This window comes from Bacillus sp. F56, assembly GCF_001748205.1.
Lineage (GTDB): Bacteria > Bacillota > Bacilli > Bacillales > Bacillaceae > Bacillus > Bacillus stercoris.
On record NZ_BDFC01000005.1, the window covers coordinates 92186 to 118660 of the forward strand.

The window sequence follows — 26475 nt, forward strand, 5'->3', positions numbered from 1 at the left end:
TTATCATTTATTTACTTGTAAACGCGTCATGCAATGCAGACAATTCACGTTCCAATGTGTATAAAAGGTCTTTACCGTCTTTTTCATCAACCAATCCCAGGCGGACAGCAAAATCGATTTCCCTCGAAAGCCCGAACATTTGAGTATCTAAGACCTCTTCATATAGAGGACATTGAGGCATCGTTAAGTTATCCATTTGTACTCGGATCAGCTTCAAAATCTTCTCAGCGTCAACTTTTAAGAGTTCAAAAGCTTTTTGCCGATGGTCAACTATCATCTCTGAAGCCAAAAGTATCCCTCCGTTCCCCAGGCGAGTACCTAATTCTTCTATTTATCATAAAGGGTATCAGCAGAAAATGCAAGAGGATTTAAGCAGATGACATAAATTAAAAAATACTCAGCCTGTACATCTCAGACATGATTTCCAATAGCTTTACACCTGCAATGCTGTTGCCTTTTCCGTCCAATGCCGGACCGAAAATACCGATCCCGAAATCATAAGGTGAAATGCCCATAATCCCGCCGGATACGCCGCTTTTCGCAGGGATTCCGACCTTAATTGCGAATTCCCCGCTTGCATTGTACATTCCGCACGTCACCATAAATGTTTTGCAAATTCTTGCGACATCTTTTGAGATGACCTGCTCCCCAGTCTCAGGATTTCTGCCGTTCAATGCAAATACAGATCCGATTTTCGCTAAATCCAAGCTGCTCATCTCAATCGCGCATTGCTTCGTGTATAAATCCATTACTGCTTCTACATCATCCTCAAAAATACCGTACTGCTTCATATAATAACACATTGCCCGATTAATCATTGAAGTGCTGTATTCGGATTCAGCCACTTCCCGGCAGTATGTAATCTCTTGGTTGTTTGTCAGCCTTCTAATAAAAGAAAGCAAATAATCAAGTCTCTCTTTCACCGTTCTTCCTCTAATCAGACTTGTTACTACCAATGCCCCGGCATTAATCATAGGGTTTAACGGCTTGCTTGGATTTACTGTTTCCAGCTTGATAATTGAATTAAACGGATCACCGGTGGGCTCCTGTCCAACATAACTGAAGACCTTATCTTTGCCGTATTCCATTAATACCAAAGCAAGTGCAAGGACTTTCGATATACTTTGAAGCGTAAATGTTTTTTCTACGTCACCTGCTGACAGGCAAACATTATTGGAATAATAAATCGCCACTGACAGATCGTGTTTATCAGCTTTTGCCAAGGCAGGAATATAACTGGCTACCTCCCCCTTGTCCGTTACTTTTTTCGCCTTTTTCACTAAGGCTTCAAGCTCATCATTATGCCGGCATACCATGCAAACACCCTCGTTCCCTCAGCATTTCAATACACATAATTTGTACACAAAGTGACAATTCATGCGAAAACTTTTATAATTTTGAGAGAAGGGGGTCATATTATGAGCGTTATCCAAGTAAAAGGCAATGTTACATATCCGATTACCATTGATCCAAGCGTATGGATTTTTGATGATCGCAAATTTTCGTTTGACCGCAAAGGGGACAGTCAAGACACATTACAATCTACCGGGGATGAATCCGAGCTTGATTCAGAACGCGTCATCAGAGAGGGCCAGATTGCGCCGCCGACTTTAAAGACCGAAAAACAATACGAGAAGCAAAAACTGATGAACGGAAGTTTTGCAATGAGACTTGGGACTGTGCTGAAAAATGCCGAGCCGAACAGCTCTGCGACACAATGTGTATTTGTCACAAGTTCAGGAAAGGCCGCCGTTTCTCTGGAAACCGCTTTGAACAGTGTTGTCCATTTCAGTGAGGCAGGCAAGCCGATTCAAGAAGGCGGCCCCGTGCATATTTACTTTGAAGATCCGGTTCATCATAAACAGCCGATTACCGATTTAAAAGAAATCGAAATCATTTAATGTTACAGCAAGTCAGCGGCAAGCTGGGCGAGACCTGATCTCTCACCTTTTAACAGCTTCACGCTGCCTGAGATGGGTTGTCCTTTAAACCGCTCGACCACATAGGCCAAGCCATTGTTCAGACTGTCTAAATATGGGTGATCAATTTGTTCAGGATCGCCCATTAAGACTATTTTACTGCCCTCACCGACTCTCGTTAGCAATGTTTTTACCTCATGCCTGGTCAAATTTTGCGCTTCATCAATGATAATAAATTGATCCGGAATGCTTCTCCCTCTGATATAGGTCAGCGCCTCTACCTGAATTGAGCCAATTCCCGCCAAAATAGCCTCAAGCTCCCCTGGTTTTTTCGCATTGAACAGAAACTCTAAGTTGTCAAAAATTGGCTGCATCCAAGGTTTTAGCTTTTCCTCTTTTTCGCCTGGCAAATATCCGATGTCTTTGCCAACAGGAACAATTGGCCTTGCGACGACCAGCTTTTTATATATCCCCAAGTCTTCTGTCTGTAATAGCCCTGCCGCCAAGGCTAAGAGCGTCTTGCCGGTCCCCGCTTTTCCGATCAGGGTAACAAGCGGAATATCTTCCCGCAGCAAAAGCTCTAACGCCATTGTCTGCTGCACATTTTTCGGCCTGATCCCCCATATATGTTCATCATCAAATACGAGTCTTTTTAATACCGTTCCGGTTTTATCTGCAATCCCAACAGCCGAGGAGGACCCTCCCAGCTCATCCTTCATTAAAGCAAATTGATTCGGATAAAACGCATGCTGCTTCACGTCGTTTACTGAAATTTGATTTTTTCCGTAGAAAGAGCTGAACAGCTGCTGGCTGATATATATATCTTTATAGCCGCTGTACATTTCATCATTGTCCACAACCCTGTCATTTAAGAAATCTTCGGCAAGAAGTCCAATTGCGTCCGCTTTAACCCTGACAAGTACATCCTTGCTGACGAGGATAACCGGCCTGCCATTTTCCTTTGTTTCTTCCTCTAGGCTTAGGTTTTTCGCAACAGCTAATATGCGATTATCGTTCGTCTTTTCAATAAAGATCTCTTGCAACTGGTGAAACGAACGATGATTCAGTTCAATTCTCAGTGTGCCGCCGGTGTCAAGCGGCACATGCTCATGCAGCCTGCCCTTCTGCCTTAGCGCATCGATCAGCTTAGATACGTGCCTTGCATTCCTCCCAACTTCGTCCATATACCGTTTTTTTGAATCAACCTCTTCTAAAACGACAGCAGGGATGACAACCTCGTTTTCTTCAAAAGAAAATATCGCGTTAGGATCCTGTAATAACACATTCGTATCTAACACATAAATTTTACTCAAGTCTCAGCCTCCTGATATAAGGGTCAAAGTTCTTCCTGCTTCTCTTTTGATGAAAAAGGTGAATGCCTGCTAAAATATATGTTTTTGTGCATAAAGATAGAAGGTTAATTCAACAATAAAATTAATGAAAGCATTTCAAGGAGGGACCCGCAAGTGCGAATTCTTTTCATTATCATACAGCTGACGCTTATTCTGTCCGCTTGTGCCTATCAACAAGGTAAACAGGACCAGAATGTTGAAAAAGAATCAACAAGACAGCAGGAGACTAAACCGATTCATGTAAAGGACACAACTCAGGAAACAAAAGACAATGGAACTAGAGCGGATATAGCCAAGCATCTGGTCAGCGTTGCTGATAGAAACCCCGACGTCAAGGATGCAACAGCTGTTGTGCTGGGAGGTTATGCTGTTGTTGGGATTGATGTCGATGACACTTTGGATAGAAGCAAAGTGGAAACCATCAAATACTCTGTAGCACAGGCTCTAAAAAATGATCGATATGGCGCCAACGCAGTTGTTATTGCAGATCCCGATACGGTCAGCCGCCTGCGTGAAATGAGCAGAGAAATCAGTGAGGGCCATCCGGTAACAGGCATACTGGATGAATTAGCTGCGATTGTCGGCAGAGTGCTTCCCGAAGTGCCTAACGATGTGATTGACAATGAAGACGAGCCGCAAACAAAGCAGCAAAATGATCAATTAAATAGAAAACAGCAGCAGGAAATGGAGAAGGAACAAAACGATCAATCAGATCATCATATGAAAAAGAACAACAATGATTAAGCTATAGCCTTGCGCTTTAGCTTTTTCTTATTTTGGACAGCTTCTGATCCGTGCTATAATACATGTTAGTGAAAGAGGTGATATGATGAGGGTCAAATGTTCTATTTGCGATAAAATTGAAACAATTGATGATGATACCCTGATCGCGAAACGGCTTCGAAACCGCCCGATCCATACATATATGTGCCAGGAATGCCACGATCGGATTGCCAAAAAAACAGAAGAACGGCTGAAAACGGGAAAATTTACGTTTCACCCGGGACAGCAGAAAAAAGAAAAAGTCAAAAAATAAAGCGGCCGCTTAACATACAGAACAAAAAAAGACTCAGCTGAAAGCTGAGTCTTTTATGATTTTGCAGACTGTCCCTTTTTCGACTGATACAGCCGAATTTTGTAAATGATTAAAATCAGCGCAGCGACAACCAATCCTTCTGCCACGGGCAAAAACACTCCTAAAAAAGTCAAAACAGTGCAACCTAAAGCAAGAAATACATACACCACCGCTGATTTTAACACAGGAAGCCGTTTAGCAAATCCAAGCTTAAATACAATAACGGCCAACACAAAAATCGTGCCGTACAGCAGCCACATGCCTGCCGCAGGCTGCCGGTCTACTTGATATAGAGCGGCGAAGAACGACAGGCGTTCGCTTACGTCATTCAAAAAGATTCCCTCCCCTGTAAACGTACGGGTTCTATCTTTTCAAATTCTGCACGAGCTTAAGACAATCCTGCTGTTTTTTTCTTTTTAGCCGCTTTTTCACGTTCATTCTTATTGAGGATTTTCTTTCTTAAACGGATGGATTCAGGTGTTACTTCACAATATTCATCTTCGTTTAAGTACTCTAGAGACTCCTCAAGAGACATGATGCGCGCTTTTTTAATTGTAGTTGTCTGATCCTTTGTCGCAGACCGGACGTTTGTTTGCTGTTTCATTTTGCTGACGTTAACAACAAGGTCATTGTCACGGTTATGCTCTCCAACGATCATTCCTTCGTATACTTCAGTTCCCGGCTCAACGAAGATAACACCGCGGTCTTCAATTCCTTGAATACCATAAGATGTCGCTTTTCCGTTTTCCATTGACACAAGCACACCTTGACGGCGTCCGCCGACTTGGCCCGCCTGCATCGGCTGGTAGCTGTCAAACGTATGGTTCAGAATACCGAATCCGCGTGTTAATGATAGGAACTCAGTAGAGTAACCGATCAATCCGCGGGAAGGAACTGTAAAGATAAGACGGACTTGGCCGTTTCCATTGTTGATCATATCCACCATTTCGCCTTTGCGTGCTCCCATTGATTCCATGACAGAGCCAGTATGCTCTTCAGGCACATCAATTTGCACACGCTCAACAGGCTCACAGCGTACGCCGTCAATTTCTTTGATGATAACTTCAGGTTTTGACACTTGAAGCTCATAGCCCTCACGGCGCATATTTTCAATTAAAATTGACAAGTGCAGCTCACCGCGTCCGGAGACAACCCAAGCATCAGGTGAAGCTGTTGGCTCTACACGCAAGCTCACATCCGTCTGAAGCTGTGATTGAAGACGCTCTTCGATTTTACGAGCCGTTACATATTTGCCTTCACGGCCTGCAAACGGACTGTTATTCACGACAAATGTCATTTGAAGTGTCGGCTCATCAATGCGAAGCACCGGGAGCGGATCTTGATGGTCTACAGGGCATACCGTTTCACCAACGTTGATATCTTCCATCCCGGATACCGCAACGAGGTCTCCCGCTTTTGCTTCTTCAATTTCCACACGCTTTAAGCCTTGGAAACCAAAAATCTTTGTTACACGGAATGACTTAGCCGTTCCGTCAAGCTTCATAAGAGAAACCTGCTGTCCGACTTTCATCGTGCCGCGGAATACGCGTCCGATTCCGATACGGCCTACATAGTCGTTGTAGTCAAGAAGGGCAACTTGGAATTGAAGCGGCTCCTCTGCATTATCAACAGGTGCCGGAACATGCTTAATAATTGTTTCATATAAAGCTTCCATGTTTTCATCCTGTTGTTTCGGATCAAGACTCGCTGTTCCATTAATCGCGGAAGCATATACTACTGGGAACTCGAGCTGCTCTTCATTGGCATCAAGCTCAATGAACAGATCAAGAACTTCATCGATTACTTCCTCAGGACGGGCAAAGTCACGGTCAATTTTGTTTACAACAACAACCGGGTTCAGGTTTTGCTCAAGAGCTTTTTTCAGAACGAACCGAGTTTGAGGCATACAGCCTTCATATGCGTCAACGACAAGCACTACGCCGTCAACCATTTTCATAATCCGTTCTACTTCTCCCCCAAAGTCTGCGTGTCCAGGGGTGTCCAAAATATTGATACGTGTATCTTTATAGTTAATCGCAGTATTTTTCGCCAAAATTGTAATGCCGCGTTCGCGTTCAAGATCATTAGAGTCCATTGCGCGTTCAGCAACCTGTTCGTTGGCACGGAACGTTCCAGCCTGATGTAAAAGCTGATCGACTAAAGTCGTTTTCCCATGGTCAACGTGGGCAATAATCGCGATGTTGCGAAGATCATTTCGAAGTTTCACTTTTTCATCTCCTAAAAAAATTAGATAACTTTCATATTATACCACACATCCTCTTTAAAAGCGTCACGTTTTTCAGTAAACTTAATATAAGACGTAAAAGGGGATGGAAAATATGAAAAAAACGAATTGGCTTTTACTATTATTTGCATTTGCAGCGGTTTTCAGCATTATGCTGATCGGCGTCTTTATCGCTGAAAAAAGCGCTATTGGCATTATCGCCAGCATTGTACTTGTTTGCGCCGTTATGGGCGGCGGATTTACATTGAAAAAGAAAATGCGCGAACAGGGTTTGCTTGATTAAAAGCATTGCCCCGCCCGCGACATTGTAATCAAAAAACACCGCAAAGAAAGCGGTGTTTTTTCATTTCTTTAAGCCTTATCTCCCCTGTTTCTTAGTCAGGAAGAAGCAAATCATCCTTCATACATAGACAATCGTTCTAACGATCACACACGCAGCCTTCAAAAAGTAGTTCGACAACGATACACATAAAATACCATAGCGCCTATTTCTCTACCGGTAATCACTCCCTATAATGGAATTTGTAGCACAATTCATAAAAGGGAGAGAAGAAACATGAAGAACACATTTGTAAAAAAAGCGATGCTAACGACTGCCGCAATGACCTCAGCTGCTCTATTAACGTTCGGCCCTGATGCAGCCAGCGCAAAAACACCGGCTGATCACACTGATGTTTATGTTCAGCATCAGACAGTCACAAACGAAGATATCAATGCATTTATTGATATTCTAAATCAGTGTATATACGAACAAGACGGTGTATATTATTTCGACAGCGAAAAAGCTGTCGAGTTAGGAATGACAAAAGAAGAGGCTCAAGTCATCGCAAAATTGTGGGAATCGACATCAGAATTTTTCAGCATTGTTTCACAATGTGTGTATCTCGAGGATGGAGATTATAAATTCGATACAGAAAAAGCAGTTGAACTTGGCTTCACAGAAAAAGAAGCACTTGCACTTGAACAATTTTTCTCCGCTGTTTCCTTAAAGATTCACATTCTTCAAGCAGCCATTGTGCTGCAAGATGATGTATACAGCTATGATAAAGATGCAGCGGTACAAGCAGGCGCAACGCCAATGCAAGCTGACGTTTATGAAAAACTCTTCAGTGCCCTGTCACAAGAACAGCTTGCCGCTATCTACGATATGATTCATCCCCAGGCTTAATCTAAAAAAGCGCTTGTCAGACGGACAAGCGCTTTGCTTTATATTAGCAGTTTGATGATCAGCATCACGGCAAATGCCGCTCCAAACCAGCAGGCAGCTTTTATGATCAGTAAACCATAGTACCTCTGTTTAAAACGCATTTCTTCTTCCGGCAGAAAAGCCTCCTCAACAGCCTGCTCACTTTCCAATTCAAATGGCTCAGCCATCGTGTCATACATATCTCTGCAGTCGCTGCATATTTTTAAATGCTCTTCTATGATGTGTTCCGTTTCTCTTTTACAATCACCCTCAAGATACAGAGGAAGCAGGTCTCTTACTAGAAAACACGTCATATCCGCCCCTCCTCTTTCCTTTTCGTCATGTTTTTCTTCAGCTCTAATCTAGCCCGGTGCAATGTGGTTTTCACCTTAGAAAGACTCCATCCTAATATCTCAGCGATTTCTTCATAAGAAAGCTCTTGGAATTCTCTTAAAATCAAAACGGATTGATGCTGATCTTTTAACTTCAGGAGCTCCTGCCGCAGCGTTTCGCTTTTTACCGTCCGTGACAGATACTGTTCAGGCTGCTCATAAGTTGTTTGCGTTAACCCTTCATTTTTGCTGATATCAGTAAATTGGTATTTGACATCCCTGCGGTACCAATTGATAAAGGTGTGATGGGCAATGGTGTAAAGCCATGTTCTGATGGAAGAATGCCCCCTAAACGAGGCCAGACCGTTAAGAGCTTTCACAAACGTGTCTTGCGCTAAGTCCTTGGCTGTTTCAAGGTGATGAGTCCTTCTGAATAAATAATTTAAAATTTCTTGATAATACTGCCGATACAAGTCCTCAATGGAATCCCTATGCTTCATTAAAAGTAAAACCACACCGTCATCCAAATGGCCAATAAAATGAAACAGATATACATGGAAGACAGGTATACTTTCATATATCTCATTTGGCTTTCTTCCTCAGCACCAGGACTTCTCTTTAAACAAGTTTTACTCTTTAAGTCTTCCGCATTCTTTTCAAATAGGGACTCATGCTGTTTCATCCATTCCATTGATTCATCCTCTAACTCTCCTTCTTTATACAAGTCGTATAAGTCTAAAAAAACGGACTCTTTTTCTTTATGATTCATAAAGACTTTTCACCTCTTGTGTTTCTCCATCCACTACATAGGCATCATGGCGATTTGAACCAAACGGCTGAATAATGATCAGCCATGCATAATGCCGTTCATCCCCTCTTTGAACGATAATCGGACGCATACGCTTTTTGTAAATGACATCCTTATATGCAGAAGCTACTTTTTCGTAAGCCAATGTTCCATTACGATACGTATATGGGAATGCCTGATCAGGTGTATCGCTGTATACATAAACATTTAGCTGACCTTGATCTTCAAAAAACTCATATGTTTTAGAAGAATCAGTATACATTACCAAGTCACTCTTCCTGCTTTTTTTCTTCATTTTTGATACATCAGCATCAAAGACCGTTAATACCTGCCGCTGCAGCCGGCTGTTAGTCAGTGAAATTTCCTTTTTCATTGGAATCGAGAGACTGTGTAAACTACCGGATTCTCCATCAAATTCCAATATAATTCCATCTTTTGTTTCAACACGCACCATACTTCCGAGCAGGCTGTCGCTTTCAATACCAGTGATCTGATAAGGCTGTTTTGATATGTTCAGCGCTGTAAACATTTGTTCCACTTTGTCGTGAATGTCTTGTTCTGTTAAATGAACATGCAAAAGAGAGTCAAGCTGATAAATCGAAGGATCTTCACTAAAACCCATTAAGGTTTCCTTTTCCCAATAAAATACCGCGCCATCATCAGCATGATCTTTTTGATGAAGTTGATTTTTGAGGTATATACGTACGACTGTCTGGCCGTCCTCATTAGATACCTTTGTTTCGATATGATCCTTATGTAACACACGTCCGTGTCGCTCAAGGAAAGCGATAGACTTCCGCTTGTACTCCTGATTCGTTAGCTTTTTCCCATGCGCTTTTTCCAAGTATTCATAATTGCGAATCAGCTGCGATACTTCATCTACCTCAGCTTTATAACTCTTGCTTTCAAATGAGTAGAAATAATGCACATCCATGTTCGTATCGTGCAAATAAAGTGTTTCATCCGTAGGAAAAAATGACTTTAGTATCTGTTCCGCTTTTTCTGATGAAATGTGCTCCCCGACATAATTGAATGAATCATGGACATTTATCGGTTTTGATACAGCGAAAGCAGCCGTTCCTATGTTATATATCGGATTTAAGAGGAGGACAAAAAACACCATGACAGCCATCGGCAGCCACTTATTCACACGCACATAAACCTTTCCTGACTTTTGGAACAGATGATAGCTCATCAAAAATCCCGCCATTGTCAAATAAATCGTATATGGCATTACTGCACCATAATCTTTTGAGATTTGATTGGGATACGGCGCAAGCAGCAAGACAAGCAGTCCGATAATCAACGTATAAAATAAACCTAGTAAGATCTTATTCGTTCTCCAATACAGCTTGAAAAACACTACATTCAACACAATGGGAAGAGTGATGATGAAGAACAGAAACACGAATGCAATCGGCTCCATCCCATCCGGGTATTCCTTCCAATACGAAAAGAAACTAAAAATCATTTGTACGATCGGCAAACTGACAACGGCAAGGTCGAACGTATAAAACATACCCTTTCCGCCATGATCACGAAGCATCAACATGTAGTGAAAAGCCGTTAGCAGCACATAACCGTATAACAAAAAATGCAGCAGCGGCAGCAGTTCATTTCCGTCCTCTCTTAAGTACACGCTCGTGAAGTTTGTTGATTGCACCTGGTGAATAAGTTCAACAGACACCCCTGCCAGCAGCACAATCCGCAATATAACACCCGCCAAGAACATTGTGCGCTGCCGGTTTATTTTGGGATGATGCACCAAAAGATATAAGCCCGCCAGAACAACAATTGACCATTGAATCAGCAGCGTGCTTTGTCTGCTTAATATAAAATAACGTTCGAAATGCAATACATAATGACTGAATAACTCCAACACAAACAACAATCCTTTACTTCTTATTAAGGCCTCATTCGGTTAGACAGCGGACTTTTCAAAAAGTTTCAATAAAAAATAAAAATATCTCATCTTCCCCTTGATATGTAAAAAACATAACTCTTGAATGAACCATCACATGACACTTGACTCATCTTGATATTATTCAACAAAAACAAACACAGGACAATACTATCAATTTTGTCTAGTTATGTTAGTTTTTGTTGAGTATTCCAGAATGCTAGTTTAATATAACAATATAAAGTTTTCAGTATTTTCAAAAAGGGGGATTTATTGTGGGTTTAGGTAAGAAATTGTCTGTTGCTGTCGCTGCTTCGTTTATGAGTTTATCAATCAGCCTTCCAGGTGTTCAGGCTGCTGAAGGTCATCAGCTTAAAGAGAATCAAACAAATTTCCTCTCCAAAAACGCAATTGCTCAATCAGAACTATCTGCACCAAATGACAAGGCTGTCAAACAATTTTTGAAAAAGAACAGCAACATTTTTAAAGGTGATCCTGCTAAAAGGCTGAAGCTTGTTGAAAGCACGACTGATGCTCTTGGGTACAAGCACTTCCGATATGCGCCTGTCGTTAACGGAGTGCCGATTAAAGATTCGCAAGTGATCGTTCACGTCGATAAATCCGACAATGTCTATGCGATCAATGGTGAATTACACAATCAATCTGCTGCAAAAACAGAAAACAGCCAAAAAGTCTCCTCTGAAAAAGCACTGGCACTTGCTTTCAAAGCTATCGGCAAATCACCAGACGCTGTCTCTAACGGAGCGGCCAAAAACAGCGACAAAGCTGAATTAAAAGCTGTAGAAACAAAGGACGGCAGCTATCGTCTTGCTTACGACGTGACGATTCGCTATGTCGAGCCTGAACCTGCAAACTGGGAAGTCTTAGTTGACGCCGAAACAGGCAGCATTTTAAAACAGCAAAATAAAGTAGAACATGCCGCCGCCACTGGAAGCGGAACAACTCTAAAGGGAGCAACTGTTCCTTTGAACATCTCTTATGAAAGCGGAAAATACGTTCTAAGAGATCTTTCAAAACCAACAGGCACCCAAATCATCACATATGACTTACAAAACAGACAAAGCCGCCTTCCGGGCACGCTTGTCTCAAGCACAACGAAAACATTTACTTCTTCATCACAGCGGGCAGCCGTTGACGCACACTATAACCTCGGAAAAGTGTACGATTATTTTTATTCAAACTTTAAACGAAACAGCTATGATAACAAAGGCAGTAAAATTGTTTCTTCCGTTCATTATGGCACTAAGTACAACAATGCTGCCTGGATAGGAGACCAAATGATTTACGGTGACGGCGATGGTTCATTCTTCTCTCCGCTTTCCGGTTCATTAGATGTGACTGCACATGAAATGACTCATGGCGTCACTCAAGAAACGGCCAACTTGATTTATGAAAATCAGCCGGGAGCACTAAACGAATCATTCTCTGACGTATTCGGTTACTTTAACGATACAGAGGACTGGGACATCGGTGAAGACATTACAGTCAGCCAGCCTGCTCTCCGCAGCCTCTCCAATCCGACAAAATACGATCAGCCTGATAATTACGCCGATTATCAAAACCTTCCAAACACAGATGAAGGCGATTACGGCGGCGTACACACAAACAGCGGAATCCCAAACAAAGCCGCTTACAACACAATTACAAAGCTTGGTGTATCTAAATCACAGCAAATCTATTACCGTGCATTAACAACGTACCTCACGCCTTCTTCAACGTTCAAAGATGCCAAGGCAGCTCTCATTCAGTCCGCCCGTGACCTTTACGGCTCTACTGATGCTGCTAAAGTTGAAGCAGCCTGGAATGCTGTTGGATTGTAATATTAGGAAAAGCCTGAGATCCCTCAGGCTTTTTTTGTTACATGTATTCATTCTCTCTTCAGCATGAAAGGATGATGTTAAAAAATCAGAAATTGTTTCTGTTTTGCAAACAAAGAGGGAGTACAGCCGCAAGTGTGCAGCATAGGGAAAGCAGCAGTCGATCCTCCCTGATTCAACGCACAAAATTGATAGAGAAATTCTTCTAGCGACACTTGTTATGTGAAGATTTCGCGTCCAGTAAAGAGCAAAAACATTGACAAAAAAATTTATTTGTGCTAAAATTTACTATTAATATATTTGTGTGTATAATAAGATTCTCCTGGCCAGGGGAATCTTATTTTTTTGTGGGAGGATCATTTCATGAGGAAAAATGAGTCCAGCTTAACGTCTTTGGTTTCAGCTTTTGCCCGTGCATATCACAGCCGATATGACACCCCTCTTATTTTTGATGATTTTATGGCAAAAGAACTCATTAATGAAAAAGAGTTTGCAAATATCAGTGAAAATATGATTCAAGGAATATCGTTTTTCAACAAAGAGATCGCCGAACGTCTTCAAAATGATCCTGAAAAAATATTAAAATGGGTTGTACAAATCCAGCTGTCGCCCACGCCCCTGGCACGTGCATCTTATTGTGAAAAAGTTTTGCACAATGAATTAATGCTGGGAGCAAAACAGTATGTCATTCTTGGAGCAGGACTGGATACTTTCTGTTTCCGGCATCCAGAATTAGAAAACAGCTTACAGGTTTTCGAAGTGGATCATCCAGCTACACAGCAATTCAAAAAAAATAAGCTAAAGGATGCAAATCTGGCAATTCCGGGTCATCTTCATTTAGTTCCTATGGATTTTAGCAACACGTTTTCATATGAACCTCTCATAGAAAACGGATTTGAGAACACAAAAACATTTTTCAGTCTTCTGGGAGTGACTTATTATTTAACGCATGAAGAAATTGCGAGCCTCATCAGCAATTTATTTTCTCATGTCCCGGCTGGAAGCTCTATTGTTTTTGATTATGCGGACGAAACACTCTTTACAGCAAAAGGAACGTCGAATCGAGTGGAACATATGGTGAAAATGGCTGCCGCAGGCGGAGAACCGATGAAATCATGTTTCGCTTATCAGGAGATTGAACACCTGTTAGCATCATCTGGTTTACTGATCTATGAACATCTATCACCAGACGACATTAATGACCATTTCTTTGGCAATCGAAAAGACAATTTGTCAGCGTTTGAAACGATTCATTATATACATGCGGTAAAAAAATAATTTTTAAATCATTAAAAGCCTCTCAATGCTTGAGAGGCTTTTGATGGTACCCGCACGCAGCTTATGCTAAAGGCTTCACCAGGATCATAAACGATTTGCCTTTCTCATCTTTTTCCGTTTTCAGCTGTTCAAAGCCACATTGGCTTAAAAACAATATCCATTCCCTGCGCTCAATGGGAACTCCCGCAAACATCGCTTTATGTTTCGCTCTAAGCAATTTGCTGATCTGTTCAATGATCATCTTCGCATATCCCTTTTTTTCTTCAGCCGGGTCAATCAGCACCGTTCCGAGCCACGGCTTACCGTTTGAAGGAGACCACTCGAGATGGTAGCTGACGGCAACAGGCAGACCGTCTTTTTCCCACACAAGCCATGACCCGTTGTACATGGAGTAGGAGATGATATAGTCTTCTGCATTTTTATCCCCAAACTCCTCCTCTCTCCATACAGGATGAGCCTCCGCGAGCTTTTCAAACAAGCTGAGATCATCCTGCTCAAATGGCCTACTTCCCAGCATCAAGATACTCTTCAAATATCGTTTTATGTATAGATGGGTTTCCGGCTAGCACACTGTGGTTTTCTAAAAAGGTAAACGCCGATCCTTCGATGGTCGTATAGATGCCCCCTACTTCATTTAACAGCACACAGCCTGCTGCATAATCCCATGGCGCAAGCCGCATTGTAATGTAAGCATCTATCCTTCCTGCCGCGACATTTGCCAGCTCTAAAGCGGCAGAACCGTAGGAGCGTGTGCCTCTGACTCTTTTCACAAGTGGCGCTAACACATTTTGATCAATTCTTCTGTTTTCCGTTACCCATGTTGCATTAATGGCAAGAATCGCTTCTTCAATGACGGTTTCTTTTAAAGGAGCCAGCTTCGTTTCATTCATGTAAGCTCCTCTGCCGCTAAATGCGTGATACAGCTCATCGTGCACCACATCATAAATTAAACCGATTTTTCCTTCACCGTTTTCAAAAATCCCAATTGAAATCGCAAAATTTCTTTGCTGGTGCACAAAATTCATCGTCCCATCAATCGGGTCGATAATCCAGACGACTCCCTCCAGTGAGTGGAGTTTGTCTCCTTGCCCTTCTTCACCGAGTATGCGGTGTCCCGGAAACGTTTCTTGAATTCGATCAATGAAAAACTTTTCGGTTTCTTTGTCAATATTGGTGACTAAATCATTCGGATTTGATTTCGTTTCAATTGTCAGGCTTTCATGCATAGATTGTTTAATTCTCGCGCCTGCTTCTCTTATCCATTTTTTTGCAATCTCATCAATTTCCGTCCAATTTGTCATTCGTGCGTACCTCTCTTCTATGTAGACCTTTATTTTATAGGATACTGATAACGGCGGTGAAAAAGCAAGGAAAATGAAAAATATCCCTTCTCATGTAAAAACGAACCATTCATGCGGTTCGTTTTCACTATCGCTTTTTACCCGTTAAGACGAATCCATTCTTTTCTAAGTCGCTCAAGTTTGTTTTTGCTTTGTTCAATCTGCTCTTCATTTTCTTTTTGCATTGCTTCATATAGGGTTGCCAATTCATAATCAACCTCTAGTCTCCAGACAGCAACACGATTGTTTTTCTCTTCCTTAAATCCCTCTTTTACAACTTGCCTCATTGTCTTTCGCCCCTTCCAGAGATCATTTGTTTGTAAGAAAGCATCCCATTTTGCCATTCAACAATGATTACTTCTTATATCGTATGATTGTTCTATTTACGCGCAACATGATTCTGAAAATTGTGTGTTTACCTATTCGTTTATTACCACATTTCCCCTTACTTCAAACGCGCTCAATCTTTTTGAAGCTCGTATGAACTGTGATAAAATATGTATACTTAGCATGAAGGAGGAAAATCATGACACAAATGCGTTTCACTGAAGAAGACTTTAATACATTTACAATAGAAGGCTTAGACGCGCGCATGGAAGTATTAAAAGAGACGGTCCGTCCGAAGCTTACAGCTCTAGGCGAACATTTTGCCCCAACTTTATCAGCTTTAACCGGAGATGAAATGTTTCCGCATGTGGCAAAGCATGCAAGAAGATCCGTCAATCCCCCTGCTGACAGCTGGGTGGCGTTCGCAAACAGCAAAAGAGGCTATAAAAAACTGCCGCATTTCCAGATTGGTTTATGGGAAAGCCACGTCTTTGTGTGGTTCGCAATTATTTATGAATCCCCTATCAAAGAAGAATACGGCAAATTGCTTGAAGCAAATCAGGAAACCATTACGAAAAATATTCCTGACAGCTTCGTTTGGTCCGCGGATCACACAAAACCGGGAGTACATAAACAGTCTGAAATGGACAAGGAACAGCTGAAGACTCTGTTTGAGCGTTTGCAGACTGTAAAGAAAGCCGAGCTGTTATGCGGCATACAGCTTCAAAAAGAAGAAGTGCTGAATATGAATAACCAGGAATTCCTTCAGCATATCGAGGACGCCTTTAAGCAGCTTGCTTTTCTGTATCGTCTCACCCAAAAAGTATCACAAGCATAAAAAAGAGCCGGGCTATCCCCCGGCTCTTTTTCCTACATTTTAATCTTCGCCTGATCAGATTCTCTCGCCTGTTTGACCGTGCGATATGGAGAATATGTACTTTGTTCCTCAAACTCGCCGCATAGCTTTTTTTCCTCTGCCTTCCCCGGCACAATTTCCTTGAAACGGCGGTAAGCTTTAAGCAGTTCTTCGCGGTCTGCCCCTTTTTCATATGCTAGCTCAACCTGCTGGAAAAATGCAATCACATCTACTGCTTCTTCGGTTGTCCAGTCTTCGTTCATCGGATATTGGTACTCCATTTTCTTCACTCCTTATAAAATTACTTCCTTTAAGAGAAAGCATCTTCATTAGATCATAAATTGTTCTTTACATTCTTTCAAGTTCATAATATAATTCATTTGTTTTACGTCTAAAAAACGGTTGAGAAACTGATTTTAATACACACTATTATGCATAGGTATGATTACAAAGGTGGGAAAACAATTGTCGCAACATGAAACACCCTTATATACAGGACTGAAAAAGCATGCAAGCAGACAGCCTGTTCAATTCCACATTCCCGGCCACAAAAAAGGGGCAGGAATGGACCCGGAATTCAGACAATTCATCGGTGAAAACGCGTTAAGCATAGATTTAATTAATATTGAACCATTAGACGATCTGCACGCGCCTAAAGGCATTATTAAACAAGCACAGGATCTTGCTGCTGAAGCATTTGGCGCGGATCACACATTTTTTTCTGTTCAAGGAACAAGCGGCGCCATTATGACAATGGTAATGGCTGTTTGCGGACCTGGCGATAAAATTATTATTCCAAGAAATGTTCATAAATCAATTATGACAGCTATTGTATTTTCCGGAGCGGTTCCAATTTTTATTCATCCTGAAATTGACAATGAATTGGGCATCTCGCACGGCATTACACTTGAATCTGCAAAACGGGCGCTTACCGAACATCCTGATGCAAAAGGGCTTCTCGTCATCAACCCGACATATTTCGGGGTTGCAGCCGACTTAAAAAGCATTGTGGAACTCGCTCATTCGTTTGATGTGCCAGTGCTTGTTGATGAAGCACACGGCGTTCACATTCACTTTCACGACGAATTGCCGCTATCGGCCATGCAGGCAGGAGCTGATATCGCAGCGACAAGTGTACACAAGCTGGGCGGATCACTCACGCAAAGTTCGATTTTAAACATGAGAGAGGGCCTTGTATCTAAAGACCGAGTGCAATCCATCCTGAGCATGCTGACAACGACGTCAACTTCTTACTTGCTTCTCGCTTCTTTGGATGTTGCCAGAAAACGCCTTGCAACAGAAGGCCGCGAGCTTGCTGAGGAGACACTCAAGCTTGCCAATCAGACGAGAGATCGCCTCAACCAGATTGGAGGCATTTATTGTGTCGGTTCTGAAATTCTTGGTTCGAAAGCAGCTTACAGCTATGATCCGACAAAATTGATTATCTCTGTGAAAAATCTTGGACTGACAGGACATGACGTTGAAAAATGGCTTCGTGAATCCTTTAATATTGAGGTTGAGCTTTCTGATCTGTACAATATTTTGTGTATTTTCACTCCTGGTGACAGCCAAAATGATGCAGACCGGCTTGTAGAGGCTTTAACAAGCATAGCACAGCAAATGTCAGAACAAGATGTCACACATCAGCAAACTGAGGTATTGCTTCCGGAAATACCTTTATTGGCAATGACTCCGCGTGATGCTTTCTATGCAAATACGGAAGTCATCCCATTGAAAGAAGCATCCGGACGGATTATCGCTGAATTTGTCATGGTATATCCGCCTGGTATTCCAATCTTCATTCCAGGAGAAATTATTACAGAAGAAAACATCAGCTACATTTTTAAAAACCTTGACGCAGGCCTTCCTGTTCAAGGACCCGAGGACTCGACTTTACATATGATCCGGGTCATCAAAGAGCAAAAAGCAATTCAATAAAAAATAAAAAGCATGCGGCTTAAAGCCGCATGCTTTTTTTACTCTTCATCAACAGGACACTGGCATTGTCCGCAGCATGTTCCGTATAACGTTGTCACTTTCTCATCTTCAAAGTAATGAATGGCTTCGTTGCAATCTTGACAAACAATCGTTCCCATCTCTTATTCCCCATTTCTTTGAAATTTGAAAACGCTTAATTTCTTTTGTTGTTATTATATTAATATGACACATTTAAAATGTCAACAATAAACTGTATAACACATTTAATTTTAATTCATCATATACATCGTGTTTTTTCATTTTTACAATTTCTTATTCATACAGCAGCTTTATCCGATATATATGCCGCAACACATAAGGTAATATCTCGTTTTCTTGAACTTTCATTAAAGAATGCAGCAAAATTCAAAATACCCCCAGGTTGCTATTTTAAACGATTGATATCATATGTAATCTCACTTTAAAAACGGTTTCAATTATATAACAATTAGGTAACAAGAAGCAGTTTAAGCCGCCTCTCGTGATAAACTAAAGCTAGTTAACTACTGTTTATACAGAGGAGAAGATAGATGCGATATCGCGCGGTATTCCCCATGCTGATAATAGTACTTGCTTTATCGGGCTGTACGCTTTCCACCATCAATCCGATGAAAAAAAGCCGGATTGACAACATTCATCATACACAAATCCTGTTTTTTTCTGATGAGAACCAAATAGACCAGGAAGCGCCTTATTACGACGCACTGCTTGATCTAGAAAAAGATTATCCCGAGCAAATAGATAAAATGAAGGTTTATGATAAAAAAGAAGGCTGGGAAGATGAGATTGAAACTGTTCCTACCCTTATGGTTGTTGATCAGCGTCATGTCGTGGTGAAAATCGAGGGATGTGTGAAAAAGAAAGAAGACATCATTAAACCATTACAGCACGTGCTGTCAAAATAAAAAAACAGCCCCGCTTTGAGCAAGGGCTGTTTTTGATGTTCAATTTATTTTACGATATGGATCGGACTTCCGATTGCCACTTCAGCTGCTTCCATTGTGATTTCGCCCAATGTTGGGTGAGCGTGAATTGTCATCGCGATATCTTCAGCAGTCATGCCGCCTTCGATCGCTAAGCTTAATTCAGAGATCATATCAGAAGCACTTGCTCCGGCGATTTGCGCACCGATCACAAGACCGTCTTCTTTACGAGTGATCAGCTTCATGAAGCCGTCTGTTTCGTTAAGAGAAAGCGCGCGTCCGTTTGCTGCAAATGGGAATTTAGCAGCAACAATGTCAAGACCTTCTTCTTTCGCCTGTGCTTCAGTGTAACCAACTGATGCAAGTTCAGGCTCAGAGAAAACAACCGCAGGAATACCAAGGTAATCGATTTCTGCAGGCTCTCCAGCGATAGCTTCTGCAGCGATTTTACCTTCGTAAGATGCTTTATGAGCAAGCGGCGGTCCTTCGATGATATCACCGATTGCATAAATGTTAGGTACGTTTGTGCGGCACTGTTTGTCAGTTTTCACGACACCGCGGTCTGTCATTTCAATACCGACTTGCTCAAGACCAAGCTCATCAGTGTTTGGACGGCGTCCTACTGTAATCAATACGTAATCAGCATCAACCGTTTTTTCTTCGCCTTTTACTTCGAAAGTAACTGTTACGCCGTCTGGTCTTTCTTCAACGCCTTTAGCCATCGCATTTGTATGGATTTCAACGTTTCCTTTTTTCTTCAGTCTGCGTGTAACAAGAGAACTCATTTGTTTTTCGAAGCCAGGAAGAATTTCTTCTCCGCCTTCAAGAATAACAAGCTCAGTACCGAAGTTAGCATACGCAGTTCCAAGCTCAGTACCGATGTATCCGCCACCGATAACAACAAGCTTTTTAGGAATTTCTTTAAGAGCTAAAGCGCCTGTTGAATTCAGGACACGCTCACTATATTTGAAGTTTGGCAATTCGATAGGACGAGAACCAGTAGCAATGATTGCGTTTTTGAACGTGTATGTTTGAGCAGAGTTCTCATCCATCACACGAACTGAATTGCTGTCTACAAAGTAAGCTTCACCTTTTACAACATCTACTTTGTTTCCTTTAAGAAGACCTGCTACACCGCCAGTAAGTTTGTTGACAACAGAAGCTTTCCATTCTTGAACTTTTGTGAAATCAACTGTTACGTTCTCAGCAGTGATTCCCATGTCATCAGAATGCTTTGCATTCTCATAACGATGACCTGCGTTGATCAGCGCTTTTGAAGGGATACATCCAACGTTCAGACAAACGCCTCCAAGAGTTGCTTTTTCAACGACTGTTACTTTTTGTCCAAGCTGTGCAGCGCGGATGGCAGCTACATAGCCGCCAGGTCCCGCACCAATTACAAGAGTATCTGTTTCAATAGGGAAATCTCCTACTACCATAACATTACGCCTCCATTAAAATTAATTGTGGATCGTTCAGTAAACGCTTGATGTGATTTAATGCATTTTGCGCAGTTGCTCCGTCGATCATACGGTGGTCGAAGCTGAGAGAAAGAGCTAAGACTGGAGCTGCTACGATTTCGCCATCACGAACAATCGCTTTTTCTGCAATGCGTCCGATACCAAGAATCGCAACTTCTGGATGGTTGATAACCGGAGTGAACCATTGTCCGCCGGCAGAACCGATGTTTGTAATTGTGCAAGATGCGCCTTTCATTTCAGCTGGAGCAAGCTTGCCTTCACGAGCTTTTGTTGCAAGGCCATTGATTTCATCAGAAATTTCAAAGACAGATTTACGATCTGCATTTTTCACAACCGGTACAAGCAAGCCTTTTTCAGTGTCAGCAGCGATACCGATGTTGAAGTAATGTTTTTGGATAACTTCATCTGTTTTATCGTCAATTGACGTGTTTAAAACAGGGAATTTTTTCAGTGCAGATGTAAGAGCTTTTACAACGTAAGGCAAGTAAGTCAGCTTGATTCCTTGATCAGCAGCAACTTGTTTGAACTGTTTACGATGTGCAACAAGGTTTGTTACGTCCACTTCGTCCATTAACGTTACGTGAGGAGCAGTGTGTTTAGAGTTAACCATCGCTTTCGCAATTGCTTTACGGATACCGCTCATTTTTTCGCGTGTTTCTGGGAATTCGCCCTCAGGAGCTGGTGCAGCAGCCGGTTTAGCAGCTGTTTCTTGTGGTGCAGCCGTTTCTTGCGGCGCAGCTTCTTGCGCTCCTCCGTTTACAAAGCTGTCGATATCCTCTTTGACAACACGTCCGTTGTTGCCAGAACCAGTTACTTTACGGATGTCTACGCCTTTTTCACGAGCATATTTGCGTACAGAAGGCATAGCGATCACGCGTTTGTTCGGGTCAACTTCAGCTTGGTCTTGCTGTCCTGCACCAGTAGCTTTTGCAGGCTCTTTAGCTTGCTCTTCTTTCGCAACGTCTTGTCCAGCTTCTGCAGTTGACTGAACTTGTGCTTCAGTTTTCGCTTCGTCAGACTCATCGCTGCCTTTAAATTGAAGATCTTCGTAACCAGGTGCATCAAACGTAATGATCGTTTGTCCAACAGTTGCAACCGTTCCCTCTTCAACTTTTAATTCTAATACTTTTCCTTTAACAGGTGAAGGAATTTCTACTACTGCTTTATCATTTTGGACTTCAGCCAGTACATCATCTTCGTCTACCTCGTCGTTAGGCTTGACAAACCATTTTACGATTTCGCCTTCGTGGATACCTTCCCCGATATCTGGAAGTTTAAATTCAAATGCCACAGTTCTCGACCTCCTAGTTTGATTAAGCAATTTTAAAGTTACATCGTAAGCATTGAAAACAGATATATAATAGAGGGAAAACGTCATCTTCCCTCTTGATTATGCAGTTTGATTAAAATTCAAGTACTTTTCTTGCTGTTTCAAGAACGTCTTTATGGTTTGGAAGCCATACGCTCTCAGCTTGAGAGAAAGGAAATACTGTATCAGGCGCAGCTACGCGAAGTACAGGTGCTTCCAAGCTCAAGATTGCACGGTCATTAATTTCTGCTACTACGTTTGCAGCAATACCGGCTTGTTTTTGCGCTTCTTGAACGACAATCGCGCGTCCTGTTTTTTCTACAGATGCGATGATTGTATCGATATCAAGCGGGCTTACAGTACGAAGGTCGACAACTTCAGCAGAAATGCCGTCTTTTTCAAGCTCCTCAGCAGCTTTTAATGATTCATGAACCATTGCGCCGTAAGTGATGATTGAAAGATCAGTACCTTCACGTTTCACGTCAGCTTTTCCAAGCTCAATTGTGTATTCTTCTTCAGGAACTTCCTGACGGAAAGAACGGTAAAGCTTCATGTGCTCTAAGAAAACAACAGGATCGTTGTCTCTGATCGCAGAAATTAAAAGTCCTTTGGCATCGTAAGGAGTTGATGGAATAACAACTTTGATACCAGGCTGTTGTGCAACAAGACCTTCTAAGCTGTCAGCGTGAAGTTCAGGCGTATGAACACCGCCGCCGAATGGAGAACGAATTGTTACAGGTGAAGTCCAGCGTCCGCCAGAACGGTAGCGCATACGAGCCATTTGGCCAGAAACTGAATCCATTACTTCGTAAACAAATCCGAAGAATTGGATTTCCATTACCGGACGGAAGCCGTTTAAGCCTAAACCAAGGGCAAGACCGCCGATACCAGATTCAGCAAGTGGCGTGTCAAACACACGGTCTTCACCGAATTCTTTTTGCAATCCTTCTGTCGCACGGAATACGCCGCCGTTTACACCAACGTCTTCTCCGAAAACTAAGACATTTTCGTCATTTTTCAGTTCTGTGCGTAACGCATCCGTGATTGCTTGAATCATTGTCATTTGCGCCATGGCTTACTTCGACTCCTTCTGTGTATAAATTTCAAATTGCTCCTCAAGGTTGTGAGGCATTTTTTCGTACATGATTTTCATTAAATCAGTTACTTTTTGCTTCGGTTCAGCATCAGCTTTTTTGATCGCTTGCTTAATTTCTTCTTTCGCATCCTCAATTACTTTTGCTTCTTCTTCTTCAGACCATAAGCCTTTGTTTTCAAGGAACGCACGGAAGCGTACAAGCGGATCTTTTTGCTCCCACTCATTTTCGATTTCTTTTGTACGATATTTAGTAGGATCGTCACCAGCCATTGTGTGCGGGCCATAACGGAATGTAAGTGTTTCAATTAGTGTCGGACCTTCGCCGTTGATTGCACGCTCACGTGCTTCAGCAGTTGCTGCGTATACAGCAAGCGGATCCATTCCGTCTACTTGTACGCCAACAATACCGGCAGCTACAGCTTTTTGTGCAATTGTTTCAGCTGCAGATTGTTTTTCAACAGGAGTTGAAATCGCGTAACGGTTGTTTTGCACCACGAAGATTGCAGGTGCTTTATAAGCGCCGGCAAAGTTAATTCCTTCGTAGAAGTCCCCTTGAGAAGCTCCGCCGTCACCAGTGTAAGTGATTGCAACAGCTTTCTTACCGCGTTTTTTAAGACCTAGCGCAACACCGGCAGTTTGAATGTATTGAGCACCGATAATGATTTGTGGAGAAAGGGCATTCACATCATCAGGCATTTGGTTTCCTCTGAAATGTCCGCGAGAGAAAAGAAACGCTTGATATAATGGAAGGCCGTGCCAAATTAACTGAGGCACATCACGGTATCCAGGAAGAACAAAGTCTTCTTTTTCAAGCGCGAAATGCGTTGCAATCTGAGAAGCTTCTTGACCCGCAGTAGGAGCGTAAAATCCGAGACGTCCTTGACGGTTTAATGAGATAGAGCGCTGATCAAGCACACGCGTAAATACCATGCGGCGCATTAGCTCTTTTAATTGATCATCAGTTAAATCAGGCATCGCCGCTTCATTCACGACTTCTCCCTTTTCATTTAAAATTTGGAACGTTTCGAACTGCTTTTTAATGGCATCAAATTGCTTCTTACTGTCAACGATAGCTTTTTTCGTTTTTGCAGCCATACTAAGTCACCTCTTCCTTTCTTTTAAACAGTCATTAGACGTGCATTCCTTTTATACATACAAACTTAGGGTACCCTAAAGTATCAGCAGTAAGTCGTATATATTTTAGCCGATCCCCAGTTTGCCAAAACCTTTTATGTAGGATAGTTACACTCTGCTTTGAACTGTATTATTTCGAAGTTGTAAAAAACTAATACAACACCGCTTAACATGGATTAGTTTACACCAAATAAAGAAGAGCCGTCAATCGTTTTCATCGCTGATTTTCAATAAATGTATTCGCTTTACATTTTCATTGAAAAAACAGATGTCAACTGCACCCAAAACTGTACTAGTATACCTCACTATGCTGTACTACAATAGAAATGAAAATTTTGAACAAAATCTGCATCGCATTTATTTAAAAAAAGAGCTGATCGAGTCAGCTCTTTTTCACATGATAGCCTGCAGCAGCATATAAATCTTCACGGGCTTTATTATATTTTTGCGTTTGCACATTAAATTCTCCGTTATATTTATGGATCTTTTCATAAGAAACATTAACTTTATCGATCTGCTGATCCAGATCATCTCTTGTCAAGTCTTTGTTTTTTAGCTGCATATACAGCTTTTTATTAAGCTTAAGCGCTTTTTGATACTCTTCATACATGGAGCCATATGATGTATACCTTTTCTCCATGTGGTTTGCTGCGGCATAGGCCTTTTCTTTTATGTCTTTTTCCTTAATATGTTCTGCTGACGTTTTTGCTTCTTCAAATTCCGATTCCGATTTTTTCATGCTGTCATTTTCAAGCTTCAGATGTTCTTCGCGCTTGCTGACATTTTCAAGCGCCTCATTAGATAAAGCTACAATTTTTTTATAATCATCCATATTGAGCTTCATCACACTATCGTAAAGCTGATTTTCTTTTGCCTCTAACTCTTTGAGTGTTTTTTGTTCTTCTTGAAACGGTTTTTCCGACTCTGCGGCTTTTTCTAATGAATGATGAAGTGAATCAACCGGGTCCTGCTCCATGCATCCTGTTAATATCAGTAGCATAGAACAAAAAGCTCCAATCATTATTACAGGCCGCCATTTTATTGCGTCTATCACGTTGAATCCCCCAATCTTGACAATTTCTACTATAGAATCCATGGGGACATTTGGCAATAGCTGTGCTGTATAAATGCATACTGAAATTAAATCAAAAAGTGAAAAATCAGGACAGATGACCATACAACTTTTTAGTTTTTACATAGGTTATAGTAGACGCTATGCCTACTTAATAAGGCTCTGGCGTAATTAAAAGAGGAGGTTATGTAATATGTATGGATATGGTTTCGGCGGAGGCTGCTGCGGTTATGGTGGTTACGGATATGGTGGCTACGGATATGGCTACGGCCGCACCTTTGCGCTAATCGTTGTTTTATTCATTCTGTTAATCATTGTCGGAGCTGCTTATTTAGGCGGAGGCTGTTGCTAACCACACAGCATGAACTTGACCAGCCATATACGGCTGGTCATTCGTTCGTTGCACCTTTGTGAAGAAATCCGATATAATTTACATATTAAGCTTTAGGAGTGAGTTTCTTGATTACTATGGAAAACATCGTACGTGACGGCCATCCAGCCCTCAGAGAGACTGCAGAACCAGTTGAGCTGCCTCCAACTGATGCAGAAAAACAGCAGCTGGCCGACATGATCGAATTTGTTAAAAACAGCCAAAATCCGGAATTAGCCGAAAAATACAAGCTGCGCCCTGGCGTAGGACTCGCAGCTCCTCAAATTAATATCAAAAAACGAATGATCGCCGTTCATGCGGAAGATGCTTCCGGCAAGTTGTACAGTTATGCACTGTTTAATCCTAAGATCGTCAGCCATTCAGTTGAAAAAAGCTACTTAACAAGCGGCGAGGGCTGCCTGTCTGTGGATGAAGCGATTCCCGGTTATGTTCCCCGCTATGCTCGCATCAGAGTAAAAGGAACAACACTAGAAGGCGAAAACATTGATATTCGTTTAAAAGGGTTTCCGGCTATTGTGTTTCAGCATGAGATCGATCATTTGAACGGCGTTATGTTCTATGATCATATTGATAAAGAAAATCCTTTTCAAGAGCCTGAAAATGCAATCGCAATTGAACGCTAAAAGAAAAAACGGC

At 41.9% G+C, this 26475-nt stretch carries 31 protein-coding genes; 12 read left to right on the top strand and 19 right to left on the bottom strand.

The window, feature by feature from the left end; translation table 11 throughout:
- Positions 1-7 precede the first annotated feature (7 nt).
- Together BFW96_RS04965 and glsA are read right to left on the bottom strand one after the other, a co-directional pair.
- Positions 8-289, bottom strand: a complete 282-nt coding sequence (locus BFW96_RS04965) for an Fpa/YlaN family protein (protein WP_014663853.1) — start codon at positions 287-289, stop codon at positions 8-10.
- Positions 290-386: 97 nt separating this feature from the next.
- Complete coding sequence (glsA, locus tag BFW96_RS04970; RefSeq protein ID WP_069838816.1) at positions 387-1316, bottom strand: glutaminase A; 930 nt, start codon at positions 1314-1316, stop codon at positions 387-389.
- Positions 1317-1418: 102 nt separating this feature from the next.
- On the opposite strand from glsA, the gene BFW96_RS04975 reads away from it, so the two are divergent.
- Positions 1419-1901, top strand: coding sequence for a hypothetical protein (locus BFW96_RS04975; RefSeq protein ID WP_069838817.1), 483 nt, complete (start codon positions 1419-1421; stop codon positions 1899-1901).
- A gap of 2 nt (positions 1902-1903) precedes the next feature.
- On the opposite strand, the gene BFW96_RS04980 is transcribed toward BFW96_RS04975, so the two are convergent.
- Complete coding sequence (locus BFW96_RS04980) at positions 1904-3232, bottom strand: PhoH family protein (protein WP_014663850.1); 1329 nt, start codon at positions 3230-3232, stop codon at positions 1904-1906.
- Between the two features lie 153 nt (positions 3233-3385).
- Here BFW96_RS04980 and BFW96_RS04985 point away from each other — a divergent pair, with 153 nt between their 5' ends.
- Positions 3386-4015 carry a YhcN/YlaJ family sporulation lipoprotein gene (locus BFW96_RS04985; protein ID WP_014663849.1) on the top strand — a complete coding sequence of 210 codons (630 nt, stop codon included), beginning with the start codon at positions 3386-3388 and terminating at the stop codon, positions 4013-4015.
- 82 nt (positions 4016-4097) lie between these two features.
- Positions 4098-4307, top strand: a complete 210-nt coding sequence (locus tag BFW96_RS04990; protein ID WP_003232271.1) for a YlaI family protein — start codon at positions 4098-4100, stop codon at positions 4305-4307.
- A 53-nt stretch (positions 4308-4360) separates the two neighbouring features.
- Here BFW96_RS04990 and BFW96_RS04995 read toward each other — a convergent pair whose 3' ends face one another.
- Both BFW96_RS04995 and typA read right to left on the bottom strand, forming a co-directional pair.
- Entirely contained in the window at positions 4361-4678 is a 318-nt protein-coding gene (locus BFW96_RS04995; protein WP_003232274.1) for a YlaH-like family protein, read from the bottom strand.
- Positions 4679-4734: 56 nt separating this feature from the next.
- Positions 4735-6573: a translational GTPase TypA gene (gene typA / locus BFW96_RS05000; RefSeq protein WP_003232278.1), complete on the bottom strand. Its 1839-nt coding sequence runs from the start codon at positions 6571-6573 to the stop codon at positions 4735-4737.
- 112 nt (positions 6574-6685) lie between these two features.
- On the opposite strand from typA, the gene BFW96_RS05005 reads away from it, so the two are divergent.
- A complete protein-coding gene (locus BFW96_RS05005; protein ID WP_040083245.1) occupies positions 6686-6874 on the top strand; it encodes a YlaF family protein in 189 nt (62 codons plus the stop codon).
- A 273-nt stretch (positions 6875-7147) separates the two neighbouring features.
- A complete protein-coding gene (locus tag BFW96_RS05010; protein WP_014663847.1) occupies positions 7148-7759 on the top strand; it encodes a hypothetical protein in 612 nt (203 codons plus the stop codon).
- Positions 7760-7797: 38 nt separating this feature from the next.
- Here BFW96_RS05010 and BFW96_RS05015 read toward each other — a convergent pair whose 3' ends face one another.
- Genes BFW96_RS05015 through BFW96_RS05030 form a run of 4 tightly spaced genes read right to left on the bottom strand, consistent with a single transcriptional unit; the run spans position 7798 to position 10808 of the window.
- Entirely contained in the window at positions 7798-8091 is a 294-nt protein-coding gene (locus tag BFW96_RS05015; protein ID WP_040083247.1) for an anti-sigma factor family protein, read from the bottom strand.
- Complete coding sequence (gene ylaC / locus BFW96_RS05020; RefSeq protein ID WP_069839159.1) at positions 8088-8609, bottom strand: RNA polymerase sigma factor YlaC; 522 nt, start codon at positions 8607-8609, stop codon at positions 8088-8090. The genes BFW96_RS05015 and ylaC overlap by 4 nt, the downstream gene beginning before the upstream one ends.
- A complete protein-coding gene (locus tag BFW96_RS05025; RefSeq protein ID WP_069838818.1) occupies positions 8609-8878 on the bottom strand; it encodes a hypothetical protein in 270 nt (89 codons plus the stop codon). The genes ylaC and BFW96_RS05025 overlap by 1 nt, the downstream gene beginning before the upstream one ends.
- The gene (locus BFW96_RS05030) at positions 8868-10808 is read right to left on the bottom strand and encodes a hypothetical protein (protein ID WP_080488000.1); all 1941 of its coding nucleotides are present in this window, start codon (positions 10806-10808) and stop codon (positions 8868-8870) included. Before BFW96_RS05030 ends, BFW96_RS05025 begins: the two co-directional genes overlap by 11 nt.
- A gap of 284 nt (positions 10809-11092) precedes the next feature.
- Here BFW96_RS05030 and nprE point away from each other — a divergent pair, with 284 nt between their 5' ends.
- Together nprE and BFW96_RS05040 are read left to right on the top strand one after the other, a co-directional pair.
- The gene (gene nprE / locus BFW96_RS05035; RefSeq protein ID WP_069838820.1) at positions 11093-12658 is read left to right on the top strand and encodes a neutral metalloprotease NprE; all 1566 of its coding nucleotides are present in this window, start codon (positions 11093-11095) and stop codon (positions 12656-12658) included.
- A 360-nt stretch (positions 12659-13018) separates the two neighbouring features.
- A complete protein-coding gene (locus BFW96_RS05040) occupies positions 13019-13933 on the top strand; it encodes a class I SAM-dependent methyltransferase (RefSeq protein ID WP_069838821.1) in 915 nt (304 codons plus the stop codon).
- Between the two features lie 61 nt (positions 13934-13994).
- On the opposite strand, the gene BFW96_RS05045 is transcribed toward BFW96_RS05040, so the two are convergent.
- The 3 genes from BFW96_RS05045 to BFW96_RS05055 form a co-directional block, all read right to left on the bottom strand.
- Entirely contained in the window at positions 13995-14411 is a 417-nt protein-coding gene (locus BFW96_RS05045; RefSeq protein ID WP_083252831.1) for a GNAT family N-acetyltransferase, read from the bottom strand.
- A gap of 25 nt (positions 14412-14436) precedes the next feature.
- A complete protein-coding gene (suhB, locus tag BFW96_RS05050) occupies positions 14437-15234 on the bottom strand; it encodes an inositol-1-monophosphatase (RefSeq protein ID WP_069838823.1) in 798 nt (265 codons plus the stop codon).
- A gap of 137 nt (positions 15235-15371) precedes the next feature.
- Positions 15372-15560: a hypothetical protein gene (locus BFW96_RS05055; RefSeq protein ID WP_009967148.1), complete on the bottom strand. Its 189-nt coding sequence runs from the start codon at positions 15558-15560 to the stop codon at positions 15372-15374.
- Positions 15561-15799: 239 nt separating this feature from the next.
- Here BFW96_RS05055 and BFW96_RS05060 point away from each other — a divergent pair, with 239 nt between their 5' ends.
- The gene (locus tag BFW96_RS05060; RefSeq protein ID WP_069838824.1) at positions 15800-16438 is read left to right on the top strand and encodes a YktB family protein; all 639 of its coding nucleotides are present in this window, start codon (positions 15800-15802) and stop codon (positions 16436-16438) included.
- A gap of 32 nt (positions 16439-16470) precedes the next feature.
- On the opposite strand, the gene BFW96_RS05065 is transcribed toward BFW96_RS05060, so the two are convergent.
- Positions 16471-16737 (bottom strand): UPF0223 family protein, encoded by a 267-nt coding sequence (locus tag BFW96_RS05065; RefSeq protein WP_014663837.1) that lies wholly within the window; start codon positions 16735-16737, stop codon positions 16471-16473.
- Positions 16738-16921: 184 nt separating this feature from the next.
- On the opposite strand from BFW96_RS05065, the gene speA reads away from it, so the two are divergent.
- Positions 16922-18394: an arginine decarboxylase gene (gene speA / locus BFW96_RS05070; RefSeq protein WP_069838825.1), complete on the top strand. Its 1473-nt coding sequence runs from the start codon at positions 16922-16924 to the stop codon at positions 18392-18394.
- Between the two features lie 38 nt (positions 18395-18432).
- Here the strand turns inward: speA and BFW96_RS20955 are convergent, their stop codons facing one another.
- On the bottom strand, positions 18433-18552 hold the full coding sequence (locus BFW96_RS20955) for a GapA-binding peptide SR1P (RefSeq protein ID WP_003232305.1): 120 nt from the start codon (positions 18550-18552) through the stop codon (positions 18433-18435).
- Between the two features lie 411 nt (positions 18553-18963).
- On the opposite strand from BFW96_RS20955, the gene slp reads away from it, so the two are divergent.
- On the top strand, positions 18964-19338 hold the full coding sequence (slp, locus tag BFW96_RS05075; RefSeq protein WP_040083253.1) for a peptidoglycan-associated lipoprotein Slp: 375 nt from the start codon (positions 18964-18966) through the stop codon (positions 19336-19338).
- Between the two features lie 44 nt (positions 19339-19382).
- On the opposite strand, the gene lpdA is transcribed toward slp, so the two are convergent.
- The 5 genes from lpdA to BFW96_RS05100 all read right to left on the bottom strand — a co-directional run bounded on the left by lpdA (position 19383) and on the right by BFW96_RS05100 (position 25430).
- A complete protein-coding gene (gene lpdA / locus BFW96_RS05080; protein WP_014663834.1) occupies positions 19383-20795 on the bottom strand; it encodes a dihydrolipoyl dehydrogenase in 1413 nt (470 codons plus the stop codon).
- Positions 20796-20799: 4 nt separating this feature from the next.
- The gene (gene pdhC / locus BFW96_RS05085) at positions 20800-22128 is read right to left on the bottom strand and encodes a pyruvate dehydrogenase complex dihydrolipoyllysine-residue acetyltransferase (protein WP_014663833.1); all 1329 of its coding nucleotides are present in this window, start codon (positions 22126-22128) and stop codon (positions 20800-20802) included.
- Positions 22129-22240: 112 nt separating this feature from the next.
- Positions 22241-23218 (bottom strand): pyruvate dehydrogenase complex E1 component subunit beta, encoded by a 978-nt coding sequence (gene pdhB, locus BFW96_RS05090; RefSeq protein WP_014113660.1) that lies wholly within the window; start codon positions 23216-23218, stop codon positions 22241-22243.
- Positions 23219-23221: 3 nt separating this feature from the next.
- Complete coding sequence (gene pdhA / locus BFW96_RS05095; RefSeq protein WP_003222294.1) at positions 23222-24337, bottom strand: pyruvate dehydrogenase (acetyl-transferring) E1 component subunit alpha; 1116 nt, start codon at positions 24335-24337, stop codon at positions 23222-23224.
- A 421-nt stretch (positions 24338-24758) separates the two neighbouring features.
- Positions 24759-25430 carry a YkyA family protein gene (locus tag BFW96_RS05100; protein ID WP_069838826.1) on the bottom strand — a complete coding sequence of 224 codons (672 nt, stop codon included), beginning with the start codon at positions 25428-25430 and terminating at the stop codon, positions 24759-24761.
- Positions 25431-25641: 211 nt separating this feature from the next.
- On the opposite strand from BFW96_RS05100, the gene BFW96_RS05105 reads away from it, so the two are divergent.
- Positions 25642-25800 carry a YjcZ family sporulation protein gene (locus BFW96_RS05105; protein ID WP_014663830.1) on the top strand — a complete coding sequence of 53 codons (159 nt, stop codon included), beginning with the start codon at positions 25642-25644 and terminating at the stop codon, positions 25798-25800.
- Positions 25801-25907: 107 nt separating this feature from the next.
- Positions 25908-26462, top strand: coding sequence for a peptide deformylase (def, locus tag BFW96_RS05110; protein ID WP_069149536.1), 555 nt, complete (start codon positions 25908-25910; stop codon positions 26460-26462).
- Positions 26463-26475 lie beyond the last annotated feature (13 nt).

Bases quoted from the DNA above. Each gene is read 5' to 3' on its own strand.
- glsA (WP_069838816.1), bottom strand. From the start codon at position 1,316: ATGGTATGCCGGCATAATGATGAGCTTGAAGCCTTAGTGAAAAAGGCG.
- BFW96_RS05060 (WP_069838824.1), top strand. From the start codon at position 15,800: ATGACACAAATGCGTTTCACTGAAGAAGACTTTAATACATTTACAATA.
- BFW96_RS05040 (WP_069838821.1), top strand. From the start codon at position 13,019: ATGAGGAAAAATGAGTCCAGCTTAACGTCTTTGGTTTCAGCTTTTGCC.
- BFW96_RS05015 (WP_040083247.1), bottom strand. From the start codon at position 8,091: ATGACGTGTTTTCTAGTAAGAGACCTGCTTCCTCTGTATCTTGAGGGT.
- BFW96_RS05105 (WP_014663830.1), top strand. From the start codon at position 25,642: ATGTATGGATATGGTTTCGGCGGAGGCTGCTGCGGTTATGGTGGTTAC.
- BFW96_RS05055 (WP_009967148.1), bottom strand. From the start codon at position 15,560: ATGAGGCAAGTTGTAAAAGAGGGATTTAAGGAAGAGAAAAACAATCGT.
- BFW96_RS05065 (WP_014663837.1), bottom strand. From the start codon at position 16,737: ATGGAGTACCAATATCCGATGAACGAAGACTGGACAACCGAAGAAGCA.
- suhB (WP_069838823.1), bottom strand. From the start codon at position 15,234: ATGACAAATTGGACGGAAATTGATGAGATTGCAAAAAAATGGATAAGA.
- BFW96_RS20955 (WP_003232305.1), bottom strand. From the start codon at position 18,552: ATGGGAACGATTGTTTGTCAAGATTGCAACGAAGCCATTCATTACTTT.
- pdhA (WP_003222294.1), bottom strand. From the start codon at position 24,337: ATGGCTGCAAAAACGAAAAAAGCTATCGTTGACAGTAAGAAGCAATTT.
- lpdA (WP_014663834.1), bottom strand. From the start codon at position 20,795: ATGGTAGTAGGAGATTTCCCTATTGAAACAGATACTCTTGTAATTGGT.
- BFW96_RS05010 (WP_014663847.1), top strand. From the start codon at position 7,148: ATGAAGAACACATTTGTAAAAAAAGCGATGCTAACGACTGCCGCAATG.
- ylaC (WP_069839159.1), bottom strand. From the start codon at position 8,609: ATGAAGCATAGGGATTCCATTGAGGACTTGTATCGGCAGTATTATCAA.
- BFW96_RS04975 (WP_069838817.1), top strand. From the start codon at position 1,419: ATGAGCGTTATCCAAGTAAAAGGCAATGTTACATATCCGATTACCATT.
- slp (WP_040083253.1), top strand. From the start codon at position 18,964: ATGCGATATCGCGCGGTATTCCCCATGCTGATAATAGTACTTGCTTTA.
- BFW96_RS04990 (WP_003232271.1), top strand. From the start codon at position 4,098: ATGATGAGGGTCAAATGTTCTATTTGCGATAAAATTGAAACAATTGAT.
- BFW96_RS05005 (WP_040083245.1), top strand. From the start codon at position 6,686: ATGAAAAAAACGAATTGGCTTTTACTATTATTTGCATTTGCAGCGGTT.
- BFW96_RS05025 (WP_069838818.1), bottom strand. From the start codon at position 8,878: ATGAATCATAAAGAAAAAGAGTCCGTTTTTTTAGACTTATACGACTTG.
- pdhB (WP_014113660.1), bottom strand. From the start codon at position 23,218: ATGGCGCAAATGACAATGATTCAAGCAATCACGGATGCGTTACGCACA.